This is a genomic window from Sphingomonas arabinosi, from assembly GCF_036663715.1.
Classification (GTDB): Bacteria; Pseudomonadota; Alphaproteobacteria; order Sphingomonadales; family Sphingomonadaceae; genus Sphingomonas.
In genome coordinates, this window is sequence record NZ_JAXOJN010000002.1 from 64,099 (window position 1) to 87,233 (window position 23,135).

Below are 23,135 nucleotides of genomic sequence, written 5' to 3' on the forward strand. Positions count from 1 at the left end.
TCGGTTCCTATCGGTTGATGCGCTGGAGGATTTTGGCGCGCAACCGCCGCGCCGACATCGCATCCAAAGGCGCGAGTTCGCCGCGTGCGTGCTCAGGCAGGTGCGCACCGGCCTGCTCTGCCGGGCTGAAGATGTAATAGTCGAACATCGCGCGCCACGCCCGCTTCTCGTGCTCGGGCCGGTCACGCAGCGACAGCAGGCCATGGAGTAGCGTGTTCATCGGCGTATCCATGAACCGCGGCACCGCGTTCCACCAATAGTTGATCATCACGTTGAAGGCGTCCAGCGCCTCGACATTGTGCCACCACAGGGCAGGGTAGAGCAGCACGTCACCCGGCTCGAGCTCGGCAACCTCTGCGTGCGCCAACGCCTCGGCAAAGCGCGGGTAACGGTCGAGATCGGGTGCGCCGAGGTTGACCATGCTCACCACCTGCCCGCCAGGCGTTGGCTCCAGCGGCCCGGGGTAGAGATTGGCGACCTGCTCGGGCGGGAAAAGCGTGAAGCGCCGCCGGCCGACCATGCAGCACGCCAGGTTGTTCGACATGTCGTAATGCGTCGAGGCGACGGTGCGATTGCCGATCCAGATACTGACCAGCGGCGGGTTCTCTACGAGTTGCGCGTCGCCGAACGGCAACGCCGCCTGCGCACGAAGGCCAGGCAGATACAGATCGATGTCGGTCGAGCCGATATAGATGGTGGGTGCATCCGGATCGTCGAGGCTGGCGAGTAGCTGATCGAGATAGCCGGAAAGCGAACCGCTCTCCCGCTTGAAGTTTAGCCCAGTGCAATCGTCCGAATAGCCGAAGCGGCCACCGATCGTCGGATCGCCCAGATACGCCGTGACCGGACGACCGCCATCGAACTGCTTGAGCCACGTCATTGCCGACTCCGCGCCTTCCAGCCCGGCAGCGACCAGCGGCAGGTCGCGCGCGATCCCGCGTAGAATCACCGGGCGGCCGTCGGCGATCAGATCCGCCACGGGCGCGCTGACGGCGCTCGCCCCTTCGATTACACGCGTGCGGCGCGTAATTTCCGGCATCGCGTTCAACCGGCCTGGCTCAACAGCGTTTGCTTGCGGGCGATCAACTGCTGGACATTGCCGAGCGATGCTGCGGCGAGGATAGCAAGACGTAGCACGCCCGATTTATGTAGCCGTTCTAGCGGTTCCCCCGTCAGGGCGGCGAGTTGCTCGATGTCCACGACCAGTACGTCGGGCACGGTATAGCGACGCTCTTCGCTGACATCGACGGTGAGCGTTACCGGCGTAAGGAGCGCAGCCTCATCGAGCGCGGCATAGGCTGCCGGCGCGGTTTCGATCCCCTCGTACAGCAGGCGCAGCACGCCGGTAATATGGTCGAGGTACGGCGTATTACCGCCATGTTCGAGGAATAATGGTAGGCCCGCAGTATCGCCCACCCGTGTGTCGTCGAAATCGACATGCAGCATAGGCTCGCCAATTTCGTCATCGGCAGCTCGGGCCATCCCGATCGAGAAGGGGCCGCGCTGGTGACTGGCGGGCACATAGCGGCTCGTCCAATAGTCGTCGGAGAGAAATAGATTCTCGTCGCGGTCGAGTCCTAAAAGTGCATAGGCTTGTAGGCCGTTTTCGCGGTGGCGAAATATAATGGCAAATTCGCGTTGGATGTCCTCGAACTCGGCGGGGAAGATCAGCGCCTGGTTGGCGGCGTCGCCGAATGCGGCGCCTGCGCGCGGGCTGACGCGCAAATCGGCGTGGTCGACATTGTTGATCTGTACGGGGTTCATCCGCTCCGGTCCGGTCCTGGTGTTGTAGCAGGTCTATCAGCGCGATGGCGGCCGACAAAAGAAAAAGAAAAGGCCGCCGCACGGCATGGCGGCGGCCCTTCAAGTGGTGGCGAAGGGAGTGGGCCAAGATCCACCCACCCCCTTTCGCCATCATCAGAAGCGGTAGCGCGCGCCGAGATAGAAGCGTGGCTTGAGCTCCTGGACGTAGACCAGATTCGTCTCGGTCCGCGCATATTGACGGAACGGTTCGCTGGTCAAATTCACCGCCTCGAGCGAGACCGAGAAGGCGGGCGTGACGTCGTAGCTTATGCTGCCGTCCAGCGTACCGAACGCCGCCGTGAACAGCGGATTGCGGTTGTCGCCCTGGTTGGTCGCGGCAAGATACTTGTCACGCCAGTTGTACGAGACGCGTGCCGAGATACCGTTCTTGTCGTAGATCGCCGTCAGGTTGGCGCTGTCGCCAAGCCCGGTGAGCGCGAAGATGTTGACGTTCGGATCGGCATACGGATCGACATTCACGTCGCCGCTGACCTTCGTGTACGAAACCGCGAAGCCGAAGCCGGTCTGACCGAAGAAGTTGGTCCAGGCGACTTCGAAGCCGTGGATGTTCGCCTCTCGGTTGTTGATCGGCTCGCTGATCGCGAAGTTGACGAGCGGATCGGCGGCATCACCGACGAGGTTAACCGCGAGGGCAAGGTCGGTGTAGAACGTACCGCGGAACGTACCCGTGGTGGCATCGAAGCCATTCTGGAAGGCTGCCGTCGCTGCCGCCCGGTTGCCGCCACTCTGCTGCAACAGCGCGGTGTAGGCGAACAGGTTTTCGTCGGTCGTGGCGATATTGTTCGTCCGGAGATAATCCAGCGCAGTGCCGGACCGCGACCCCGCCGCGCCCGAACCCGGATCGCGCAACCCGAACAGGTTGCCGTTGCTGACCTGGTTGCCGACGAAGTTGCGCACGCTCTTGTTGAAGAAGCCAGCCGAGACGAAGCTCGTAGGCTTGTAGTACCACTCGACCGACACATCGAAATTGTCCGAAACCAGCGGCAACAGCCCTGGATTCTGCCGGTTTGCGGGAGCCGATCCAGATCCAAGCGCGGTTGGACGGGTCGGCGCGTTGGCCGTCACGGACGCGAACAGGCTGCCATAATCGGCACGTGCCAGTGTCCGGCTGAACGAGGTACGTGCTACCACATTGTCGACCACCTCGATGTTGAAGTCGAGCGATGGCAGCAGGTTGTCATACTTCGACTTGACGCTGACTGCGCCACCGGCCGCGCCGCCGAGGATCGCAAAGTCGTTGTCCGACTGCCACTCCAGCGCCGACGGGATCGTCTGGAGCGCAAGCGAATTGACCCGGGTCTGCTCGTAGCGGGCACCGATAAGGGCATTCGCGCTTCGTCCGCCGATGTCGCCGTGCCAGGCCATCTGGCCATAGATCGCCCAGGTCTTCTCGCCGACCCTATTGTCCGACGAGCCCTGCACAATGCGGCCGCGCCCAGGCACGTTCTGGTAATATGGCGAGAAGATATCGAGCAGGTCGACCGCATCCGCGCGGAAGGCAACCAGCGCCGACCCGGTCGAGTTCGGATTATACTTATCGAACTTGCACGTCATGCAATAGGTACTGACGAGGTCGCCTGCGAGCCGTTCGACGATGCCGGTGTCCGTGATGCCCCAGTCACCCAGAAGCTGCTGCGTGTTGGAACTCGTCGAGTGGATCTGAGCGTCCACAAAGTTGCCGCCGACCACGAAACGGCTCTGGTTGCCCAGGTCCCAGCCCAATTCGGCGTTGTACTGGTTGACCTTCGACTCCTGCTTGGAGAAAATCTCACGCGCGATCTGCGTGCCGAGATCGCCGATGTCGAGCAGGTTGTTGCAATTGCCGCCGCGGCCGCCGTTGGTCGCGTTGCAATCGTTGAGCGTTTCCGACTGCTGCGGGAAGCCGTTGGAGAAATCGACCTTGTGGGTCGCACGCACCGGTGCGCCAATCGAGATCGTCGTCGCCGAGGTGCCGTTCGCATTGTCCGGATCGGTGGTCGACTTGGAGTGGTTCGCGTCGAGCTTCAGCGACAGCGCGTCGGTGAAGTTCCACTTCAGATTGCCGCCAACCGAATAGAGCTCGGTTTTGGTGGCGAACCGCTGCTGCTCGTAACCCTTGTCCGCCTGCTTGGCCTCGGCAAGGATGATCGCGGACTGCATCTGCTTGTTGTCGTCGAACGTGATGTCGCTGAACGGCCGCTGGAACCAGTTGGTCTGCTCGCTGCGCTCGTCGCTCAGCTTGTTGCGGGCGTACAGGCCGTCGACGGTGATCTCCAGCCGGTCCGTTGGCTTGAACTGGATGTTCGCCTGGCCGTTAAGGCGCTCGCGACGGTTTTCGGAGAACTGGTAGCGGCTGTCGTTCGGGATCTGAACGTACGGCGTAGTCGGACGGTTCGTGATGTTCGTCGTCGGGCTGATATACGTCGTGGTATTCAGGAAACTGTCCAGCGTAACGATGTTCCAATAATTCGGATTGGACTGGACCGATGCCGATTCACGAAGCTGATAGCTGCCGAACAGGTTGATGCCGAAGGTTTCGGAAGGGTTTTTCCAGTTGATCAGGCCCGAAAGCTCAGGGGTGACCTTCTTGAGATTGGCCTCTGCCTTCTCGACCGAGCTGTCGTAAAGCGCCTTTGCGCCGATCGAACCGGAGAACCCGTCCTCGCGGGCGTCCAGCGGCCGGCGGGTGACGACGTTGATCGCCGCGCCGATGCCGCCCGACGGGATGTTGGAACGGCCGGTCTTGTAGACCTCCAGCGTGGCGACGCCTTCGGACGCCAGATTCTGGAAGTCGAACGAGCGGCCGGTACCGACCGCGAAAGCGTTGCCGGTGCTGGTATCGATGCTGGTCGACGCGAGCTGGCGACCGTTCAGCGTAACCAGGTTGAAGCCGCCGCTGAAGCCGCGGACCGCGACCTGCGAGCCTTCGCCGTTGGCGCGGGTGATCGACACGCCGGTGATCCGCTGCAGCGACTCCGCGAGGTTGGTGTCGGGGAACTTGCCGATATCTTCGGCCGAGATGGCGTCGACGACGCCCGCGGAATTACGCTTGATGTCGATCGCGCGGCCAAGGCTGGCGCGGATGCCGGTAACGACGATCTCGTCGGTCGGACCGTCTGGGCTACCTGGGCCAGCACTGAGGCTGTCGGCGACTGGAGCCGTGCCGGGTGCCGTCTGCTGTACGGTGGTGGTGGTCTGAGTGCCTGGGACAGCCGGAGTAGTGGCCGTCTGCGCGGTGGCCGTCGTCGCAAAGCATGCCACTACGGCGATAGTCGAAACCGAATACGCGAGCGCGCGCGGAAATTTCATCATTAATCCTCCCCTATTCCCGGCCGCCCTGATCAGGCCGGAGTGCACACGGTCGTTGCCGCATATGATAGGGCTACCATTTGCCGAGCTAGTGTCAACAACAGTAACGCGTGCCTGTGCGGTGGGTTAACTTCTGTCCGAGCGGGACACCGTATGAGATTACGAGAACGGCTTGTCTTGCAGAGGCTTACACAGCGATCTTATCGCTAGGCATCTTCTTATGCTCGGAGAAGCTCATGGCTGTCTTCGTAACAATGTTCCCAACGTGTGATAAATTCGGCACTATTATGACAGGAAATCTGCCACTCGTAGACGCCAGAAGTCATCGGTCTATTGGCGAGGGAATCGGACGACGAGACACCGATCATATCCGATCGTTTTCTTGAATCGGAGACTTTGCCGACAACCCTACTGGTGAACAGCTACGTGGTCGATTGCTGATGGGCTGGCGAGGATTGCCGCTTCGAACACGTCAGCCAAAGCCGTGGCTCGTCCCTCTGCTAACACGCGGCGTACGATAAGGTCAGGCCGTTCGATTGCCCATCAGTTCGCCCAAGCGCACCTTACGTTCCGGCGCCCATTCTTCGTTGAACATGATAGTTCCGTGTCCGAACATCATCACGATCGTCGAGCCGAGCAGGAAGCGGCCCATTTCCTCGCCCTTCTTCAACCGGACGTCCTGATCGGTGTACGTCCATTCGGAGATCTTGCCGGTGCGCTTCGCGTTGACCACGCCGTGCCACACGGTCGCCATGCTCCCGACGATGGTTGCGCCGACGAGCACCATGACGAACGGGCCATGGTCCGCCGATTCAAAGACGCAAACCACCCGTTCGTTGCGCGCGAACAGGTTCGGCACGCCGCGCGCCGTCACCGGGTTCACTGAGAACAGCGTGCCCGGCACGTAGATCATGCGCGTGAGCTTGCCGTCGCAGGGCATGTGCAGGCGGTGGTAATCGCTGGGGGACAGATACAGGTTGGCGAAGCAGCCGTGGCGGAAGTGAGCGGCCAGCGTGGCGTCGCCGCCGACCAACTCGGTCGTGGTGAACCGATGTCCCTTCGCCTGCACCATGTGATGATCGTCGATCGCACCGAACTGGCTGATCGCGCCGTCGACCGGGCAGACGAAATCAACGGTCGCGATCGGACGGGCGCCGGGTTTCAGGGAGCGGGTGAAGAAGTCGTTGAAGCTCTTGTAGCTGGCGATGTCCGCATTTGCGGCTTCGCTCATGTCGACGGCGTATCGACCGACGAACCAGCGGATCAGCCGGGTGGTCATCGCGCCGCGCTCGGCGCTGGCGATCCGACCGGCAAAACGGGTCAGGCGTTGCTTGGGCAGCACGTGCTGGAGCAGGACTGTCAGGCGATCGGACATCAAAACCTCGAAACCATTTCTCTATGGTCATGAACCGGCGGGTCGCGTGTTGAAAGTCCGTTCAGTGACGCGGCATCGTGACGCACTTACGAGCAAACCGCCAGTACGACACGATTTTCGAGCATGAACGAGCGTCCGGCCGAGACCGAGCAGCCTCGTTTAGACCGTGAACGCTCGGCGAGCGACGCCGTCGCCGGGGTGCGGCCTGCGTAGTTCCCGAGGGTCACTCCGCGGGCTGTCGGCCGGTAAACCTCTCCGACTAGATACCCTGGAGGACGAAGCTGCTCTTCGCTGCAGCTTGACAGGGATCGTGACGCTTTGGCGAGGATCAAACGATGGTGGGCGAGCAAGCTACGACACGAGGGCGCCATGCGGTGATCCTGTGCCATCCCGATCCGTCGAGCTTCAATCATGCGATTGCCGGGGCCTATTGCAATGCCGTCCGTGCGGCGGGGCAGGAGGTCGTGCTGCGCGACCTGTATGCGATCGGGTTCGATCCCGTGCTGAAGGCGGCGGAGCGGCCGACCAATGTCGCTGCGGTATATGGGCCTGACGCCATCGCCGAGGTGGATGCGATCGCAGGGTGCGACGTGTTCGTATTGGTCTACCCGATCTGGTTCGGGACGCCGCCGGCGATGCTCAAAGGCTATGTCGAACGCGTGTTCGGCGCGGGCGTGCAGCCCGAGGCGATGCAGGACCGCGCGCGGACCGACCTGCTCGGCGGCAAGCGGCTGGTGAGTTTCTCGACCTCGGCAGCCAGCAAGGTCTGGCTCGACGAGCAGGGCCAGGGGCAGGGGCTGAACAGCGTGTTCGACCAGTATCTGGTGCACGCGTTCGGGATGCGATCGCAGGAGCATCGTCGGTTCGCGCATATCGTGCCGGGGCTGAGCACGCGCTTTGCCGACCAGTATCTACGCGAGGTTGCGGTCCAGGCGCAGCGGACCTGTGCGCAGATCGCGTTCGGGGACGAGGCGCTGCTGGCGGACCCTGCGCTCGTCGCTCGGATGGGGAATTGAAGATGGCTGATACCGCAATGCTCGCACCGACCAAGACGCACCCCTTGTCCCACGACATGCTGCGCCGGATGGACGCGTATTGGCGGGCGGCGAATTACCTGTCGGTCGGGCAGATCTATCTGCGCGACAACGCGCTGCTCGAGCGGCCGCTGACGATCGCCGACGTCAAGCCGCGGCTCCTCGGGCATTGGGGGACGACGCCGGGGCTGAACTTCCTGTACGTCCATCTCAACCGGCTGATCGTCGAGCACGACCTCGACATGATCAACATCATCGGGCCGGGGCATGGCGGGCCGGGGCTGGTCGCGAATACCTATCTGGAGGGCTCGTACACCGAACGCTATCCTGCGATCGAGCGGAGCCGGTCGGGCATGCACCGGCTGTTCCGGCAGTTCTCGTGGCCGGGTGGTATCCCGAGCCATGTCGCGCCCGAGACGCCGGGGTCGATCCACGAGGGCGGTGAGCTCGGTTACTCATTGGCGCACGCGTACGGCGCGGCGTTCGACAATCCCGACCTGATCGTCGCGTGCGTGGTCGGCGACGGCGAGGCGGAGACCGGCGCGCTGGCGGCGAGCTGGCATTCGAACAAGTTCCTCAACCCTGCACGAGACGGTGCGGTGCTGCCGATCCTGCACCTCAACGGCTTCAAGATCGCCAACCCGACGATCCTCGCGCGGATCGACGGGCATGAGCTCGACGCGTTGCTGCGCGGCTATGGGCATGAGCCCTATTATGTCGGCGGGAGCGATCCGGCGGCGGTCCACCAGCAGCTGGCCGCGGCGCTCGACAAGGCGTTGGCGAAGATCCGGGCGATCCAGGCGGCGGCGCGGATCGAGGGCGTCACGCCTGAGCGGCCGCGCTGGCCGATGATCGTGTTCCGCACACCGAAGGGCTGGACCGGGCCGAAGTTCGTCGACGGCAAGCCGGTCGAGGGCACGTGGCGCGCGCATCAGGTGCCGATCGCGGATTTCAAGGATCCCGAGCATCTGCGACAGCTCGAGACGTGGATGCGGAGTTATCGGCCCGAGGAGCTGTTCGACGCGAACGGCAAGTTCCTGGAGGAATACGCATCGCTCGCGCCGACCGGGCATCGGCGGATGGGCGCGAATCCGCATGCCAATGGCGGCGAGCTGATGGTGCCTTTGTCGCTGCCCGACTTCCGCAGCTTTGCAGTGCCGGTGGACGCGCCGGGCACGGTGAAGGCGGAGGCGACGCGGGTGCTCGGGCGGTATCTGCGCGACGTCATGAAGCTCAATCTGGCGAGCGTGAACTTCCGCCTGTTCGGGCCGGACGAGACCGCGTCGAACCGGCTTGCCGACGTGTACGACGTGTCGGGCAAGGTCTGGATGGCGGAGATCGATGCGGTCGACGAGCATCTGAGTACCGATGGCCGCGTGATGGAGGTGCTGAGCGAGCATCTCTGCCAGGGCTGGCTGGAAGGGTATCTGCTGACCGGGCGCCACGGACTGTTCTCGTGCTACGAGGCGTTCGTCCACATCGTCGATTCGATGGTCAACCAGCACGCCAAGTGGCTGAAGACGACCAGGACGATCCCGTGGCGGCGGCCGATCGCGTCGCTCAATTACCTGCTGACCTCGCATGTCTGGCGGCAGGATCATAACGGACTGTCGCATCAGGATCCGGGGTTCATCGATCACGTCGCGAACAAGACCGCGGACGTGACGCGGATCTACCTGCCGCCCGATGCGAACTGCCTGTTGTCGGTCGGCGATCATTGCCTGCGCAGCCGCGGCTATGTGAACGTGATCGTCGCGGGGAAGCAGCCTGAGTGGCAATGGCTTGGGATCGACGCGGCGGTGCGGCACTGCACCGCGGGCGCGGGGATCTGGGAATGGGCCGGCAACGATGCCGATCCCGACGTGGTGATGGCATGTGCGGGCGACGTGCCGACGCTGGAGACGCTGGCGGCGGTGACGCTGTTGCGGGAGTATGTGCCCGACATCCGTATCCGGGTGGTGAACGTGGTCGACCTGATGGTGTTGCAGCCGCGCTCCGAACATTCGCACGGGCTCGACGAGCGCGAGTTCGATGCGCTGTTCACGCGCGACACGCCGGTGATCTTCGCGTTCCATGGTTATCCGGCGATGATCCACAAGCTGACGTATCGGCGGGCGAACCACGCGAACATCCATGTCCGCGGCTACAAGGAGATGGGGACGACGACGACGCCGTTCGACATGGTCGTGCTGAACGACCTCGACCGGTACCGGCTGGCGCTGGATGCGATCGAGCGGATTCCGCGGTTCAAGGACCGGGTGCCGCGCGAGACGGCGCGCTATTGGACGACGATGGAACGCCACAAGCTGTATATCGCCGAGCAGGGCGACGATCTTCCGGAGGTGCGTGACTGGCAATGGTCGAGGTGAAGGGGGCCGCGGTAGTTCTGGCGCTCAACAGCGGGTCGTCGTCGCTGAAATATGGGCTTTACGCAGTCGATGGCGATCCGGTCCTGCTGGTCGGCGGGACGATCGAAACGACGGACGACCACGGGCGCTTCTTCGATACGATCGAGACCGCGTTGAAGGGGGAGGCGACACCTACCGTGATCGGTCACCGGATCGTCCACGGTGGGCCGCATCGCGACGCGCATTGTCGGATCGACGATGCGGTGATGGCGGATCTGGAAGCGGCATGTGCGTTCGCGCCACTGCACGGGCCGGCGTCATTGGCGCTGATCCGGGCGGCGGGGGCGCGCTATCCGGGCGTGCCGCAGGTCGCGTGCTTCGACACGGCGTTCCATGCGGGGATGCCCGACGTCGCGAGCACGCTGCCGATCCCGCGCGCGTATCGGGCAGGCGGGGTGCGGCGCTATGGCTTCCACGGGCTGTCCTGCGAGTCGATCGTCCGGCAGCTCGGCGATGACAGGCCCGCTCGGCTGGTGATCGCGCATCTCGGCAATGGCGCGAGCGTGACCGCGGTGCACAATGGCGGCTCGATCGACACCAGCATGGGGCTGACCCCGTCCGGCGGCGTGATGATGGCGACGCGGACGGGCGATCTCGATCCTGGCGTGCTGTTGTATCTCCTGCGCGAGACCGGACTGGATGCCTCGGCCTTGGCGACGCTGGTCGATCACTTATCCGGCATGGCTGGCGTATCCGGTCTGTCCGGCGACATGCGGGTTCTTCGCGCCGCCGCGACCGACGAGGCTGACCTAGCGCTTCGGATGTTCGAGCGGTCGGTGTGCAAGCAGGTCGCGGCGATGATCGCCTCGCTGGGCGGTGCCGACATGCTCGTGCTCACGGGCGGAATCGGCGAGAACGATGCGGCGACCGGTCGGGCGATCCGTGCGGGTCTTGCCTGGTTGCCCGGGCTCGACATCCGGATACTGCCCTCGCAGGAGGACGCGCAGATCGCGCTCCACGCCGCCGCAATCGCCTGACGACCTCCGCGAGGTACGTGCTTTCCGAGGCCCGACGGCTTCGTTCCCGCGCGCTACTGTCTTGATACGGACCAGCCCTTAGATACCCGCATCATGCGGTGGCGATGGCGAACCGGGGGGACTTAGTCATGAACGCTATCCATACCGAGATGCTCTATTTCCAGCGTCGCCTGGACGCCACGCGCGCGATGGCCGACGCTGCTGTCGGGCCGTGCGCGCGCGCCGCGCACGAGACGCTCGCGCGGTTGTATGGCGAGACGCTGGCGGCACTCGGCGCAACGCTGCCCTGTCTGATCGCCGAGCCCGTGGGTGGGATCCCGCGGCGTATGATCCGGGTCGAGCGCGCGGTGCCGCCGCCGGCGCTGCGCAAGGCAACAGCCCGGCCTCGCCTCACGCTTAAGCTCGCTTGTTGAGGCGCCAAGCGACGTGGAACAGGTGAAGGCCGGGGGTATCCCCGGCCTTTCGTTTCAACCCTGAGCGTTCCAGCCAGACCAGCCGCGGTCGATCGAGGCGGCGATCGCGGTGAGGAGGGGGGCGTCGCCGGAGGCGCGGTCGAGGATGCGGTCGCCGTGGCGTTCGGCCGCGTGGACCAGCGCAGGCAAGGGCGGTCCGCTGTCGAGCAGGATCGCCTTCCCCCGCCAACCCGAGGCGCGCATCGCGTGGAGCGCGGCCATGCCGCCCCCTTCTGCGCCGCCGCTCTCTTCGCCGTCCCCCACGACATCGATGACGATACACGAGACGTCGCGCGATCGCGGGTCGGCGAGCAGCGCGGCGCAGGTCGCGTAGGAACGGACGTCGTAGCGTTCGGAAACCAGCATGATCTGGCGTGCGCGTCGGATCACTGGGTCGCCGTCGACCAGCGAAACGCCGATGCCGTCATGGGTGAAGGTGGGCTGGTCGATCATCGGGCGGTCCTTTGTCCAGACCGTGGATGACATGCGTACTGCGCGGCGTCTGTACGTAGAAGGCGAGGGTTGGGTGCGGGGCGTCAGGCGGGCTCGGCGGTCTCGCCCAGCCCCGCCGCGAACGCGATGCGCAGGACGTCCGACAGGCTGCGCGCCGCCAGTTTCTCCATCAGATTGGCGCGGTGGACTTCGACGGTGCGGGTGGCGATGTCGAGGTCGTAGGCGATCAGCTTGTTCGGGCGGCCGAGCACCATGCCGTCGAGCACGTCGCGTTCGCGCGGGGTAAGTGCGGCAAGCCTAACGATGGCGTCGGCGGCGGCGAGGTGCTCGCGGTCGGACCGTGCGGCGTGGGCCAGTGCGGACTCGATCGCGGCCAGCAACGCACTACGTTCGAACGGCTTTTCGAGGAATTCGATCGCTCCCGCCTTGATCGCGCGGACCGCGAGCGTCACGTCGCCGTGGCCGGTCAGCATGATCACCGGCAGCGCGATGCCGGTCTGCGCAAGACGCGCCTGAACCTCGAACCCGTCGAGATCGGGCATCCGGACGTCGAGCAGCACGCAACCCCGCGTCTCGCGCGTGACGGCCTTGAGGAAATGCGTGCCGGCGGGATAGGTCTCGACCGCGTAGCCGGCCTTGCGCAGCAGGAAGCCGACCGACTGGCGGATCGCCTCGTCGTCGTCGACGATGTGCACCGTGCGGTTTTTGTCAGTCATGGATTTCGCTTTCGGGCAGTGCGGCCAGCGGCACGGTGAAGTGGAACGCGGTGCCGCCGGTGGCGACGCCCTCAGCCCAGATTCGCCCGCCATGCGCCTCGACGATCGTCCGGCAGATCGATAGGCCGAGGCCCATGCCGTCCTCCTTGGTGGTCGCGAACGCCTCGAACAGGCGCGCGCGGACGGCGGTGTCGATGCCGGTGCCGGTGTCGGCGACGGTGATCTGCATACAGCCCTCGCGTTCGGGCGCGGTGGCGATCGTCAGCACCTTGGCGGGCGAGCACGTCATCGATTGAATCGCGTTGCGGATCAAATTGACCAGCACCTGCTGGATCTGGATTCGATCGACCAGCACCATGACGTCGCCCGGCGCGACGTGCCTGGTCACCGTGATGCCCGCCTCGTGCGCGCCGAGCAGGCCGAGGCTGGTCGCCTCCTCGACGAGCAGGTCGAGCCGTTCGTCGCGAAACCCGGTGTCGCCGCCGTCGACGAACGCGCGCAGCCGCCGGACGATCGTCCCCGCGCGCAACGACTGTGCCGCCGCCAGGTCCAGCGCCTCGGCTACGTCGGCCAACAGCGGATCGTCGCTGTTACCGATCATCGCCCGCGTGGCTTCGAGATAATTGGCGATCGCGGTCAGCGGCTGATTGATCTCGTGCGCCAGCGTCGACGCCATCGTTCCCATCGCGCTGACGCGGGAGACGTGGACGAGTTCGGACTGGAGTTCCTTCAGCCGCCGCTCGGTCGCGTGGCGGTTGGTGAGGTCGCGGATGAAGCCGGTGAAGATCCGTTCGCCGCCGATCGACGCCTCGCCGACCGCGAGCTCGATCGGGAACGTCTCGCCGCCTTTGCGCATCGCGCGTTCGAGGCGGACGTTGCCGATCACGTGGCGCTCGCCGGTGTGGCGGTATTTCCGCAGGTGCGCGTCGTGATCGCGCGCGTCGGTGTGCGGCATCAGCATCGCGACGTTCTGGCCGACCACCTCGCTTGCGGTGTAGCCGAAGACGAGTTCGGCGGCCGCGCTGAACGAGGCGACGATGCCGTTCTCGTTCATCACGATCATCGCGTCGGGGACGGTGTTGAGGATCGAGCGAAGGTGATGTTCGCGGCGGACGATCGCGGCCTCCGCGGCTTTTTCATGCGTGATGTCGCGGATGACCTTGCCGAACCCGCGCAGCGCGCCGGCCTCGTCGTGCAGCGCGGTGATCGTGATCGCGGCGAGAAACTCGGAGCCGTCCTTGCGCACCCGCCAGCTCTCCTCCTCGATCCGGCCGCAGGCATGCGCGCGGGCGAGGTCGGCCTCGGGCTTGCCCGCGACGATATCGTCGGCCGGGTAGAAGACGGCGACGTCGCGGCCGATGATCTCCGCCTCGGCCCAGCCCTTGATCCGCTCGGCGCCGCGGTTCCAGATCGTCACGCGGCCCTGCGGATCGAGCATGTAGATCGCATAGGTCGTCGCGCCGTCGATCAGCAGCCCCAGTTCCTCGGCCAGCGTCGCATCGCCGCGCGCGACGGATGCGGCAGTACCGTCGGGGGATTGCGACGCGATCATGCGGGCGGCGCGGTTGCTCGTGGCACGAAGCGGCAAGTCATTGAGACGGGGGCCTTGTCCTGCGGACGATTCCGATCCGTCGGGCGTCGAGGTTTCGACCTCCGACATCGGAACATGACCCATGTTAAGCGAAATATCCACTATACGCCAATAATCCTTCGATAATCGTGATTGCCGACAATATCGTCCCGCCGATCGCTAGTCTTGCGTTCACCGCCGCGAACGGTCGCAAATACTTGCCGTCCCCGGTCATGACTCAGTGCGACAACAAGGTGCAGCGCCGGTCGCGCAGCAGCAGGTCGCGGGTGACGCCGCCGAACGCCCATTCGCGGATCCGGCTATGGCCATACGCGCCTGCGACGACGAGATCGGCCTCGACCTCGTCGGCGACCGCGGCGAGCGTGTCGATGCTGGTGCCCTTCATCCGCGCGACGATCTTGTCCGCGTCGACGCCGTGGCGCGCGAGCCAGGCGGCGGCATCGTCGATCGGCCCTCGCGCGTCGATCGCGTCGATCGCCACCTCGGCGATGACGACCCGATCGGCCGCGTGAAGCATCGGCAGCGCATCGCTGATCGCGCGGCGGCATTCGCGCGTGTCGGTCCAGGCGACCATGACGGTTTCGAACTTGGCGGTGGCGGCGCCGTCGGGGACGACCAGCACGGGGCGACCCGCGCGCAGGATCAGATCGCCGGTATCGGCATGCGTCGCCAGGTCGGCGAAGCCTGGCCCTGCACTGGTGATGACGAGGTCGGCGGCGCGCGCATTCTCCGCCACGACGTGCGCGATGTTGGCGAGCGTCGGGATCGAGCGCCATTCGAGCGTATGCCGCGCGAGCCGTTCGTGCGCGTGGAACTCGGTCTTGGCGCGGGCCAGTTCGCCGGCGACGATGTCGCGCTCGATCACCGCATAGTCGCCGCCGAGATAGCCGTCGCACGTGCCGATCTGGACCGGCTGGCAGGCGGCGATGCCGATCACCGCCGCGTCATATTGGTCGGCGAGCGTGGCCGCGACGTCGAGCAAGGCGGCGTTGGCGTGCCCGCCGTCGAGATGCACCATCAGGGTCGAATAGGTCATGCGCGGTCTCCCTCTTTCGCCGAGCTTTCGGCGTTCAGGCGGGGGCGCGAAAGTATCGGGAATTACGCAGGTGCGCCGCCGGCCCCCCGGCATGTGCGTAGTTCCCGACGCTGTCGGCGATCGGCCGGATCGATAGGCTCGCGATCATCGGCCGGGCCTCCCCGCGTCGCTTCAGGAGAGTGTCATGTCCCACGACGCAAGATTGCAGAAGGCCGTACTCGCCGAACTCAACTGGGATCCGAGCGTGCCCGCCGGGCATATCGGCGTCACCGCGAACAACGGCGTCGTCACGCTGAGTGGCCACGCGGGCAGCTATGCGGCGAAATATGCCGCCGAGCGTGCCGCGGCGCGCGTTGACGGGGTGAAGGCAGTCGCGGAGAAGATCGAAGTGCAACTGGAGGACCGCTTCAAGCGTGGCGACGAGGCGATTGCCAGCGCGATCGTCGAGCGGCTGTCCTGGGACACGACGATCCCGGCCGACTGCATCAAGGCGCAGGTCGAGGACGGCTGGGTCAGCCTGCGCGGCGAGGTGCGCTGGCATTTCCAGAGAGACGCGGCCGAGACGGCGGTGCGGCCGCTCGCTGGCGTGGTCGGCGTGGTCAACCACATCACGCTGAAGCCGCTCGTCGACGTCACCGATGTCAGCAACGACATCCGCACCGCGCTGCACCGGTCGTGGTTCTTCGATGGCGACACGATCAAGGTGTCGGTCGATGGCGGCACCGTACGACTAACTGGATCGGTCGATTCGCCGCACGACCGGATGGTCGCCGAGCGCACTGCCTGGGCGGCGCCGGGCGCGGTGAAGGTCGAGAACATGCTCGAAATCGCGTGATGGCCCGCGCGATCTCCAGCCACGGCGCCAGCGACGGCGAACGTCATGTCGTCGAACGGATCGGCTGGCTTCGCGCGGCGGTGCTCGGCGCCAATGACGGGATCGTGTCGACCGCGAGCCTGATCATCGGCGTCGCGGCGGCGTCTGCTTCGGGTGCGGACCATACGAGCGCTCCGACTACCGCTATCGTCATCGCGGGGACGGCTGGGCTGGTCGCCGGCGCGATGTCGATGGCAGCGGGCGAGTATGTGTCGGTTAGCGCGCAGGCGGATACCGAGAATGCCGAACTTGCGCGGGAGCGGCGCGAGCTGGTCGACGATCCGGGCGGTGAGCTGGCCGAACTCGCGGCGATCTACGTCGCGCGCGGGGTGGACGAGGCTACCGCCACGACGGTCGCTGCGCAGTTGATGGCGAAGGATGCGCTCGGCGCGCATGCCCGCGACGAACTCGACATCCCGCTCGGGACGCGCGCGCGGCCGGTGCAGGCGGCGTTCGCGTCTGCGGCGAGCTTCACGGTCGGCGCGGCGCTGCCGTTGCTGACTGTGTTCGTGGTGTCGCCGGGGCTGCTCGTTTGGGCGGTGGGGATCGGCTCGTTGCTGTTCCTGGCGCTGCTCGGCGCGATCGGCGCGAAGACCGGCGGCGCGATCGTCTGGCGCGGCACGCTCCGCGTCACTTTCTGGGGGGCGTTCGCGATGGCGGCGACCGCGGCGATCGGAAAACTGATCGGCGGCGCGGTGTGATGCGCATCGCGGTGCGTAGTTTCCGATGGTGATGCGGGTGCGGCCCGATCGGTAGCGTCTGGTCGACCGCGCTGTTCGGCGACACCTCTACGATCGGATCCCATCATGACGACGCGCCGCCTGACGTGCAGCCTCGCGCTCGCCCTTGTTTTCGCGACCACGGCTTCGGCGCAGATACCGCCGAGCATCGACGGCCGGATCGAGCAACTCAAGCCCGGCGAATATCTCTGGGCGCCCGAGATAGCACCCGCCGGCCCCGTCACGGTGATCGTCAGCCTCGCCGCGCAAAAGGCCTATGCCTATCGCAACGGCGTGGCGATCGGGGTCTCGACCGTGTCGACCGGCAGCGATGGCCATGCGACGCCGACCGGGGTCTTCACCGTGCTCCAGAAGGACGTGGATCACGTGTCGAACCTCTACAAGGACGCAGCGATGCCGTTCATGCAGCGGCTGACCTGGGACGGCATTGCGATGCATGCGGGCAATCTGCCGGGCTACCCCGCGTCGCATGGCTGCATCCGTCTGCCGCCCGCGTTCGCGAAACTGCTGTTCGGGATCACCCGGCTGGGGATCACCGTCGTCATCACGCAGGACGCGCGCGTTCCGGTGGTGGCCGCCAAGCCGGGCATGCTGACGTCGGCAGGATCTGAGGGCGGGGACTTCGTGTGGAGCCCGGCGCTGTCGCCCAAGGGGCCCGTCTCGATCGTGATCAGCGGGCGCGACAAGCGGGTGGTCGTGCTGCGCAACGGGATCGAGATCGGTTCCGGCGCCATCGCGTTCGATGCGCCGATCGAGCAAACCTCGGCGTTTACGCTGCAATCGATCGATGCGGACGGCGAGCATTGGCTGCGCCTGCCGTTGCCCGGCGATCCGAGGGTCGGCGAACTGACCGCAGAGGATCGCGCCAAGGGGCATCTAACGGAAGGATTCCGCGCTGCGCTCGCGACCGTGATGACGCCCGGTACGACTCTGCTGGTGACGCGCGAGACGTTGGCGAGCGCGGGCACCGGTACTCCGGTTACGATCATCGAAGCGACCGGGCAATGATCGCCGAGCGCCCAATCGACCAGCTGCAAGACCAGCGTACCACCCCGCGACCATGGCATGCCACGTCTCCGGCGCGCGTGATGGCGCTACTCGATACCAGCGCGACCGGCCTGAGCGCGAGGGATGCCGCCGCACGCCTGCTCCATGACGGTCCGAACGAACTCGCACCACCGCCGTCGCCCTCGACGCTATTGCTGTTCGCGCGACAGTTCAACAGTCCGCTGATCTACCTGCTGATCGCGGCGGCAGCGATCTCGCTCGGGCTCGGCCACCGCACCGATGCGGGGTTCATCGGTGTCGTGCTGCTCGTCAACGCGGCGATCGGCACGGTGCAGGAGAGCAAGGCGGCGGACAGCCTCGCCGCGCTCGGCCGGATGATCGGCCAGACCGCGACCGTCCTGCGCGGCGGCGCGATATCGGTGGTCGACGCGCGCGCAATCGTCGTTGGCGATGTCGTCGCGCTGGAGAGCGGCATGGCCGTGCCCGCCGATATCCGTCTCTCGTCGAGCAGCGCTCTGCGCGTCGACCAGTCGACCTTTACCGGTGAATCCGTGGCGGTCGCGAAGGATCAGACGGCGCTGCTGCCCGCCGCCACGCCGCCGGGCGAGCGGACGACGATGGTGCTGGCGGGCACGATGATCGAGCAGGGGCGGGGTACCGGCGTCGTCGTCGCGACCGGGGCCGATACGGCGCTGGGGGCGATCGACGCCTCGTTGCGGACCGCCAAGGCGACGCCGCCACCGCTCGTCGTCCGGCTCGACCGGCTGGCGCGACAGATCAGCATCGCGACCATCGCGCTGATCATCCCGTTCGCGTTCGTTTTGTTGATGCAGGGGCGGCCGGGCGACCAGATCCTGTTGCTCGCGGTCGCGCTCGCGGTCTCGGCGATTCCCGAAGGCCTGTCGATCGCGGTGACGGTCGCGCTGGCCGCGGGGACCCGGCGGATGGCGGCGCGAAAAGTGATCGTCCGCTCGCTGCCCGCGGTCGAGGGGCTGGGCGCGTGCACGATCATCGCCAGCGACAAGACCGGCACGCTGACGCGGAACATCCTTTCGGTGGAGAAAATACTGCTCGCCGACGGACGGATTTTCGCGAGCGCCGACTGGCCTGCGGACAGTCTGGCGGAGATGCGTCGCGCCGCCGCATTTTGCAACGAGGCATCGATCGGCCCGGACGGTGAGCCCGTCGGAGATTCGGTCGACGTCGCGCTGCTGCGGTTCGCGGGCGAGGGCGGCGAGGATCTGGCCGCGCTGCATGCGGTCGCGCGGACCGCGGCTCTGCCTTACGAACCGGTCCGCAAATTCTCGACCGTCGCGGTGGCGGAGGGGCAGGGCGTCCGCGTGTTCGCCAAGGGTGCGCCCGAGATCATCCGGCAGATGTGTAGTCCGATCGACCCTGCCGCGTTCGCCGCCGCGCTGGCGATGGCCGGTGAAGGCTATCGCGTGATCGCGGTCGCTGCATCGGATGGCGCCACGACCACCGATCCGACGGCGCCGACCGATCTCGTCCTGCTCGGCTGGATCGGGCTGATCGACCCGGTTCGCCCCGAAGTCCCGGCGGCGATCGCGCGCTGTGCCGAGGCGGGGATCGGCGTGCGGATGGTCACCGGCGACCATCCCGGCACCGCCCTGACGATCGCCCGTGGGCTCGGACTTGAGGTCGCGGCGGAGCAGGTCGTCACCGGCACGCAGATGACGGAACTCGCGGGCCAACCCGAGCAACTCGCCGCGCTGGTGCTCGGTGGCCGCGTGTTCGCGCGGATCGAGCCGGTGCAGAAGCTCGAGATCGTCCGCATCCTCGCCGCCAGCGGTGAACTGGTTGCGGTCACCGGCGACGGCGTCAACGATGCGCCCGCGCTCCAGGCGGCGCATATCGGCGTGGCGATGGGCGTCGCCGGCACCGACGTCGCCCGCGGCGCCGCCGACCTCGTGCTGGCCGACGACAATTTCGCATCGATCGTCGCCGGTGTCGAGGAGGGCCGCGTGACCTATGCCAACGTCCGGCGGATCGTCATCATCCTGCTCGCCACCGGGATTGCGGAGATCGGCATGTTCATTGGTGCCGTCGTCCTCGGCCTGCCGATGCCGCTGACCGCGGTGCAGCTGTTGTGGCTCAATCTCGTCACCAACGGTGCGCAGGACGTGATGCTCGGCTTTGGCCGCGGCGAGGGCGACGAACTGCGCCAGCCGCCGCGTCCGCCGACCGCGCCGATCCTGGACCGGAGCGCGATCGCGCTGATGATCCCGCCCGCGTTGTTGATGACCGGGCTCGCGCTGTACCTGGTGTCGCAGATGCGCGCCGAGGGGCACCCGCTCGCCGAAATCCAGAACGCGGTGTTGCTGATGACGGTGCTGTTCCAGAACGTCTACGTATTGTGCATGCGCAGCGAGCGCCGTTCGATTTTCCGCGAACCGCTATTGTCGAACGCGTGGCTGCTGCTCGGCGTCGGCATCGCGCTGGTGTTGCAGGCGACCGCGATGCTGTGGCCACCGCTCGGCGGGGTGCTCGGCACCTCGCCGGTATCGGCTGCGACATTGCGGTTCTGCGCCGCTGCGGTGGTCGGGACGATAGTCGTCACCGAAGCGACCAAATTTGCGGTCGGACTGTGGCAGCGACGTCGATGACTGTGGTCGTTCCGATCGCCAGCGCCGCGACCCTTGTCGCGGCACTGGCGATGACGGCATCGGTATCGGGGTCAGGCTGACAGCGTCATCCGCAGCATCATCGAAGCCGGATCGCCCGGACAGGCGGACGCGATCCAGCCGCGTTCGCGTTCGAGATCGATCGCCTGGTGATTATCGCGGCTCTCGATCGATTCGAGGGTCGCGATACCCTTCGCACGGGCGAACGCGGCGACGTGATCGAGCAGGGTCCAGCTGATCCCGCGGCGTTTGAAGTCGGTGCGGATCGCGATGGCGACTTCGGCGCGGGTAAGGCTCTCGTCGGCCGCCAGCATCGCGGTCGCGACGATCCGGTTGGTCGCGGGATCGAAGGCGAGGAAATTCTCGGTATGCTCGTGATCGACCGTGACGAGCGCGCGAAGCTGGTCGTGGCCGACCTTGTGAATCGCGCTGAGGAAGCGGAACCGGAGGTCCTCCTTGTCGACATGCTCGAAGAATTCTCCCAGTGCGGGTTCGTCGGCGGGTGACGCGGGGCGGACGTAGAAGACATAGCCGCTGCGCGCCGTAAGATCCGCGCTCCACGACACGGCCGATGGTGTTTGCGTGGCGTCTGCCCGCTCGCTGACGAATTCGACCATCTTGATGTCCTTTGCAATTACCCATCGCGATGGCGATGCACCCCATGCCTAACGACAAGGCCGGCGCCCCCGCAGCGTCGGGAAACACGTAGTTTCCGACGCTACTGACGGGCGCGGCGGACGCTAGGCTGGCGTCGAAGGGCGATCTGTGCCCGTTGAGGAGACCGCATGACGATCGACATTCAGCGGATGCAGGACATGGCGCACGAGATCGTCCGGCTTCAAGGCGAACTCGACCGCGAGATCGAAAGCCGGCGTCGCGCGCTTGGCGTCGAGATCACCGGCCGGATCGTCGGCTTCGAACACGGCGTGCTCGATGCGCAACGGCAATTGAAAGTGTCGGTGCTGCGCTTCGTCGCGCGGTCCGACCTGGTCTCGATCGTCACCGCGCCGGTGATCTATTCGCTGATCGTGCCGCTGGTGATCGTCGATCTCTGGGTCAGCGCGTATCAGGCGATCTGCTTTCGCGCATACGGCATCGCGCGGGTCCGGCGGGGCGACTACATAATGTTCGACCGCGCGCATCTAGGCTATCTCAACCGGATCGAGGCGATGAACTGCGCCTTCTGCTCCTATGCCAACGGCCTGATCGGGTTCGTCCGCGAAGTCAGCAGCCGGACCGAACAATATTGGTGCCCGATCAAGCATGCGCTCCGCGTCAGCGATCCGCTGCATCGCTATTACGAGTTCCTCGAATATGGCAATGCGGATGGGTACCGCTCGCGGCTGGCGGAGTTCCGCGATCGGCTGCGCGGGGGAGAGGTCGCGGACCGCGTCGCCTGATTGACCGCCGTCAATGTGTCGCGCGAAGTGGAATGCCACTTAGGCTCATGGAGAGCCGCGATGACCGAGCATGACGAGTTTGCCGCGTGCGTCGTGCCGTTTGCGGGGCGCTGGCATGTCATCCACGAACTCGATCTGGCGCGGTTGATCGCGGCCCACGCCCGGGTTCGCGACGTATGCGATCGGCTGGAGGCGTGCGCCGATGCGTTGCCCCGCCGGTTGTCCGATGCCGAAACCGACGTGGTCTGTCGTGACCTGCGCGCCGTCTTCGTCAGCTACCCGCGCGACGAAGATACACTGATCGCTGCGCTGTTCGCGCGTGGTTTGGGCGATCCGCTAACCGCCGCGGTCGTGGCGCGGATGCGGGCGCGTCATGTGAGCGATGCGATCCAGGCCGACGACATTCTTGCCGCCTTGTCCGGCGTCTCGGCACCGTGCGCGGAGGCGTTCGGGTACATGTTGCGGAGTTTCTTCGACGGGTGCCGGCAGGCGATCGACTTCACGCAACTCGCGATCCTGACGCTCGGCGCCGGGCGGCTGACGCGTGACGCGCGGGACATGCTGGTACGCGGGCTTTGCGAGCGTAGCGCGGTTTAGGCGGCTTCGGCGCGACCTTGGAGCGCATCGGGATCGGAGATCGTGATCGCGCGGCCGCCGGGAAGGGCGATTACGCCAGCGGTCTTGAGCCGGGTCATCTGGCGGCTGACCGTCTCGATCGTCAGCCCCAGTACGTCGGCGATCTGGCCGCGGGTCAGTGGAAGGTCGAACGTCATTGGCCCGTCGGGCGTCGCGCGACATCCCGTCGAACTGGCGCGCAACGCCATGTCGAGCAGGAAGCCGGCGATCTTCTCCTGCGCGGATTGGCGCGCGAGCGACAAAATCCGCGTGCGCGCGACGCCGAGCGCGGCCAGCGTCCGCTGCAGCAACAGGCGCTCCATCCGCGCATGATCCTCCAGCACGCGTTCGAACGCGTCGCGTGGGAAGATGCACAGCTCGGACTCGGTCATTGCGGTGATCGTGAAATCGGCTTGGCCGGCATAGGGCTGGCCGACGAAATCGGCAGGATACAGCAACCCGACGATCTGCTCGCGACCATCGGGCGTGGCAGCTACCAGCTTGAGCACGCCCGACAGCAGGTTCGCGCAGATGATGCTCTCATCGCCGGCCCAGATCAGCGTCTGGCCGCGCGCGATCTTGCGACGGCGTCCGAGCGTATTGAGCGTACTCAGCTCGACATCGCTGAGGCTGCTGCAGAGCGCCTGATCGCGGACCGCGCAGTCCGCGCAGATGTCGTGGTGAGCCATTGATCCAGTATAG

At 65.8% G+C, this 23,135-nt stretch carries 20 protein-coding genes; 10 read left to right on the forward strand and 10 right to left on the reverse strand.

The annotated features are described in order from the left end of the window. Positions 1–7 precede the first annotated feature (7 nt). The 4 genes from U1708_RS03295 to asd form a co-directional block, all read right to left on the reverse strand. Complete coding sequence (locus U1708_RS03295; RefSeq protein ID WP_332742715.1) at positions 8–1,039, reverse strand: cupin-like domain-containing protein; 1,032 nt, start codon at positions 1,037–1,039, stop codon at positions 8–10. 5 nt (positions 1,040–1,044) lie between these two features. Continuing rightward, entirely contained in the window at positions 1,045–1,764 is a 720-nt protein-coding gene (locus tag U1708_RS03300; RefSeq protein WP_332742717.1) for a SapC family protein, read from the reverse strand. Between the two features lie 153 nt (positions 1,765–1,917). Next, the gene (locus U1708_RS03305; RefSeq protein WP_332742719.1) at positions 1,918–5,115 is read right to left on the reverse strand and encodes a TonB-dependent receptor; all 3,198 of its coding nucleotides are present in this window, start codon (positions 5,113–5,115) and stop codon (positions 1,918–1,920) included. A gap of 520 nt (positions 5,116–5,635) precedes the next feature. Beyond that, entirely contained in the window at positions 5,636–6,487 is an 852-nt protein-coding gene (gene asd, locus U1708_RS03310; RefSeq protein WP_332742721.1) for an archaetidylserine decarboxylase, read from the reverse strand. Between the two features lie 335 nt (positions 6,488–6,822). On the opposite strand from asd, the gene U1708_RS03315 reads away from it, so the two are divergent. The 4 genes from U1708_RS03315 to U1708_RS03330 all read left to right on the forward strand — a co-directional run bounded on the left by U1708_RS03315 (position 6,823) and on the right by U1708_RS03330 (position 11,319). Beyond that, positions 6,823–7,503 carry an NAD(P)H-dependent oxidoreductase gene (locus U1708_RS03315; RefSeq protein ID WP_332742723.1) on the forward strand — a complete coding sequence of 227 codons (681 nt, stop codon included), beginning with the start codon at positions 6,823–6,825 and terminating at the stop codon, positions 7,501–7,503. 2 nt (positions 7,504–7,505) lie between these two features. Further along, on the forward strand, positions 7,506–9,890 hold the full coding sequence (locus U1708_RS03320; RefSeq protein ID WP_332742725.1) for a phosphoketolase family protein: 2,385 nt from the start codon (positions 7,506–7,508) through the stop codon (positions 9,888–9,890). Beyond that, positions 9,878–10,906: an acetate/propionate family kinase gene (locus tag U1708_RS03325; RefSeq protein ID WP_332742728.1), complete on the forward strand. Its 1,029-nt coding sequence runs from the start codon at positions 9,878–9,880 to the stop codon at positions 10,904–10,906. The genes U1708_RS03320 and U1708_RS03325 overlap by 13 nt, the downstream gene beginning before the upstream one ends. A 128-nt stretch (positions 10,907–11,034) precedes the next feature. Beyond that, positions 11,035–11,319 (forward strand): hypothetical protein, encoded by a 285-nt coding sequence (locus U1708_RS03330; RefSeq protein ID WP_332742730.1) that lies wholly within the window; start codon positions 11,035–11,037, stop codon positions 11,317–11,319. Positions 11,320–11,373: 54 nt separating this feature from the next. Here U1708_RS03330 and U1708_RS03335 read toward each other — a convergent pair whose 3' ends face one another. The 4 genes from U1708_RS03335 to U1708_RS03350 all read right to left on the reverse strand — a co-directional run bounded on the left by U1708_RS03335 (position 11,374) and on the right by U1708_RS03350 (position 15,154). Next, positions 11,374–11,811 carry a response regulator transcription factor gene (locus tag U1708_RS03335; RefSeq protein WP_332742732.1) on the reverse strand — a complete coding sequence of 146 codons (438 nt, stop codon included), beginning with the start codon at positions 11,809–11,811 and terminating at the stop codon, positions 11,374–11,376. A gap of 83 nt (positions 11,812–11,894) precedes the next feature. Then, positions 11,895–12,527: a response regulator transcription factor gene (locus tag U1708_RS03340; protein ID WP_332742734.1), complete on the reverse strand. Its 633-nt coding sequence runs from the start codon at positions 12,525–12,527 to the stop codon at positions 11,895–11,897. Further along, entirely contained in the window at positions 12,520–14,079 is a 1,560-nt protein-coding gene (locus tag U1708_RS03345) for a PAS domain-containing sensor histidine kinase (protein ID WP_332742736.1), read from the reverse strand. The genes U1708_RS03340 and U1708_RS03345 overlap by 8 nt, the downstream gene beginning before the upstream one ends. A 256-nt stretch (positions 14,080–14,335) precedes the next feature. Then, a complete protein-coding gene (locus U1708_RS03350) occupies positions 14,336–15,154 on the reverse strand; it encodes a universal stress protein (RefSeq protein WP_332742738.1) in 819 nt (272 codons plus the stop codon). A 184-nt stretch (positions 15,155–15,338) separates the two neighbouring features. Between U1708_RS03350 and U1708_RS03355 the strand changes: the two genes are divergently transcribed. The 4 genes from U1708_RS03355 (at position 15,339) to U1708_RS03370 (ending at position 20,400) form a co-directional block, all read left to right on the forward strand. Then, positions 15,339–15,989, forward strand: a complete 651-nt coding sequence (locus U1708_RS03355; protein WP_307084824.1) for a BON domain-containing protein — start codon at positions 15,339–15,341, stop codon at positions 15,987–15,989. Beyond that, positions 15,989–16,729: a VIT1/CCC1 transporter family protein gene (locus tag U1708_RS03360; RefSeq protein WP_332742742.1), complete on the forward strand. Its 741-nt coding sequence runs from the start codon at positions 15,989–15,991 to the stop codon at positions 16,727–16,729. The genes U1708_RS03355 and U1708_RS03360 overlap by 1 nt, the downstream gene beginning before the upstream one ends. 105 nt (positions 16,730–16,834) lie before the next feature. Next, positions 16,835–17,776, forward strand: coding sequence for a L,D-transpeptidase (locus tag U1708_RS03365; RefSeq protein ID WP_332742744.1), 942 nt, complete (start codon positions 16,835–16,837; stop codon positions 17,774–17,776). Further along, on the forward strand, positions 17,773–20,400 hold the full coding sequence (locus U1708_RS03370) for a cation-translocating P-type ATPase (RefSeq protein WP_332742746.1): 2,628 nt from the start codon (positions 17,773–17,775) through the stop codon (positions 20,398–20,400). The genes U1708_RS03365 and U1708_RS03370 overlap by 4 nt, the downstream gene beginning before the upstream one ends. Before the next feature lie 71 nt (positions 20,401–20,471). Here the strand turns inward: U1708_RS03370 and U1708_RS03375 are convergent, their stop codons facing one another. Then, entirely contained in the window at positions 20,472–21,035 is a 564-nt protein-coding gene (locus tag U1708_RS03375; RefSeq protein WP_332742747.1) for a GNAT family N-acetyltransferase, read from the reverse strand. A gap of 168 nt (positions 21,036–21,203) precedes the next feature. On the opposite strand from U1708_RS03375, the gene U1708_RS03380 reads away from it, so the two are divergent. Both U1708_RS03380 and U1708_RS03385 read left to right on the forward strand, forming a co-directional pair. Further along, the gene (locus tag U1708_RS03380) at positions 21,204–21,818 is read left to right on the forward strand and encodes a hypothetical protein (protein WP_332742749.1); all 615 of its coding nucleotides are present in this window, start codon (positions 21,204–21,206) and stop codon (positions 21,816–21,818) included. 60 nt (positions 21,819–21,878) lie between these two features. Beyond that, the gene (locus U1708_RS03385; RefSeq protein ID WP_332742751.1) at positions 21,879–22,415 is read left to right on the forward strand and encodes a hemerythrin domain-containing protein; all 537 of its coding nucleotides are present in this window, start codon (positions 21,879–21,881) and stop codon (positions 22,413–22,415) included. On the opposite strand, the gene U1708_RS03390 is transcribed toward U1708_RS03385, so the two are convergent. Continuing rightward, positions 22,412–23,122, reverse strand: a complete 711-nt coding sequence (locus U1708_RS03390; protein WP_332742754.1) for a Crp/Fnr family transcriptional regulator — start codon at positions 23,120–23,122, stop codon at positions 22,412–22,414. The two genes, U1708_RS03385 and U1708_RS03390, sit on opposite strands and share 4 nt — an antisense overlap. Positions 23,123–23,135: the final 13 nt, after the last annotated feature.

Coding starts and splice junctions, on each gene's coding strand:
- U1708_RS03295 (WP_332742715.1), bottom strand. CDS start 1,039: ATGCCGGAAATTACGCGCCGCACGCGTGTAATCGAAGGGGCGAGCGCC.
- U1708_RS03300 (WP_332742717.1), bottom strand. CDS start 1,764: ATGAACCCCGTACAGATCAACAATGTCGACCACGCCGATTTGCGCGTC.
- U1708_RS03305 (WP_332742719.1), bottom strand. CDS start 5,115: ATGATGAAATTTCCGCGCGCGCTCGCGTATTCGGTTTCGACTATCGCC.
- asd (WP_332742721.1), bottom strand. CDS start 6,487: ATGTCCGATCGCCTGACAGTCCTGCTCCAGCACGTGCTGCCCAAGCAA.
- U1708_RS03315 (WP_332742723.1), top strand. CDS start 6,823: ATGGTGGGCGAGCAAGCTACGACACGAGGGCGCCATGCGGTGATCCTG.
- U1708_RS03320 (WP_332742725.1), top strand. CDS start 7,506: ATGGCTGATACCGCAATGCTCGCACCGACCAAGACGCACCCCTTGTCC.
- U1708_RS03325 (WP_332742728.1), top strand. CDS start 9,878: ATGGTCGAGGTGAAGGGGGCCGCGGTAGTTCTGGCGCTCAACAGCGGG.
- U1708_RS03330 (WP_332742730.1), top strand. CDS start 11,035: ATGAACGCTATCCATACCGAGATGCTCTATTTCCAGCGTCGCCTGGAC.
- U1708_RS03335 (WP_332742732.1), bottom strand. CDS start 11,811: ATGATCGACCAGCCCACCTTCACCCATGACGGCATCGGCGTTTCGCTG.
- U1708_RS03340 (WP_332742734.1), bottom strand. CDS start 12,527: ATGACTGACAAAAACCGCACGGTGCACATCGTCGACGACGACGAGGCG.
- U1708_RS03345 (WP_332742736.1), bottom strand. CDS start 14,079: ATGATCGCGTCGCAATCCCCCGACGGTACTGCCGCATCCGTCGCGCGC.
- U1708_RS03350 (WP_332742738.1), bottom strand. CDS start 15,154: ATGACCTATTCGACCCTGATGGTGCATCTCGACGGCGGGCACGCCAAC.
- U1708_RS03355 (WP_307084824.1), top strand. CDS start 15,339: ATGTCCCACGACGCAAGATTGCAGAAGGCCGTACTCGCCGAACTCAAC.
- U1708_RS03360 (WP_332742742.1), top strand. CDS start 15,989: ATGGCCCGCGCGATCTCCAGCCACGGCGCCAGCGACGGCGAACGTCAT.
- U1708_RS03365 (WP_332742744.1), top strand. CDS start 16,835: ATGACGACGCGCCGCCTGACGTGCAGCCTCGCGCTCGCCCTTGTTTTC.
- U1708_RS03370 (WP_332742746.1), top strand. CDS start 17,773: ATGATCGCCGAGCGCCCAATCGACCAGCTGCAAGACCAGCGTACCACC.
- U1708_RS03375 (WP_332742747.1), bottom strand. CDS start 21,035: ATGGTCGAATTCGTCAGCGAGCGGGCAGACGCCACGCAAACACCATCG.
- U1708_RS03380 (WP_332742749.1), top strand. CDS start 21,204: ATGACGATCGACATTCAGCGGATGCAGGACATGGCGCACGAGATCGTC.
- U1708_RS03385 (WP_332742751.1), top strand. CDS start 21,879: ATGACCGAGCATGACGAGTTTGCCGCGTGCGTCGTGCCGTTTGCGGGG.
- U1708_RS03390 (WP_332742754.1), bottom strand. CDS start 23,122: ATGGCTCACCACGACATCTGCGCGGACTGCGCGGTCCGCGATCAGGCG.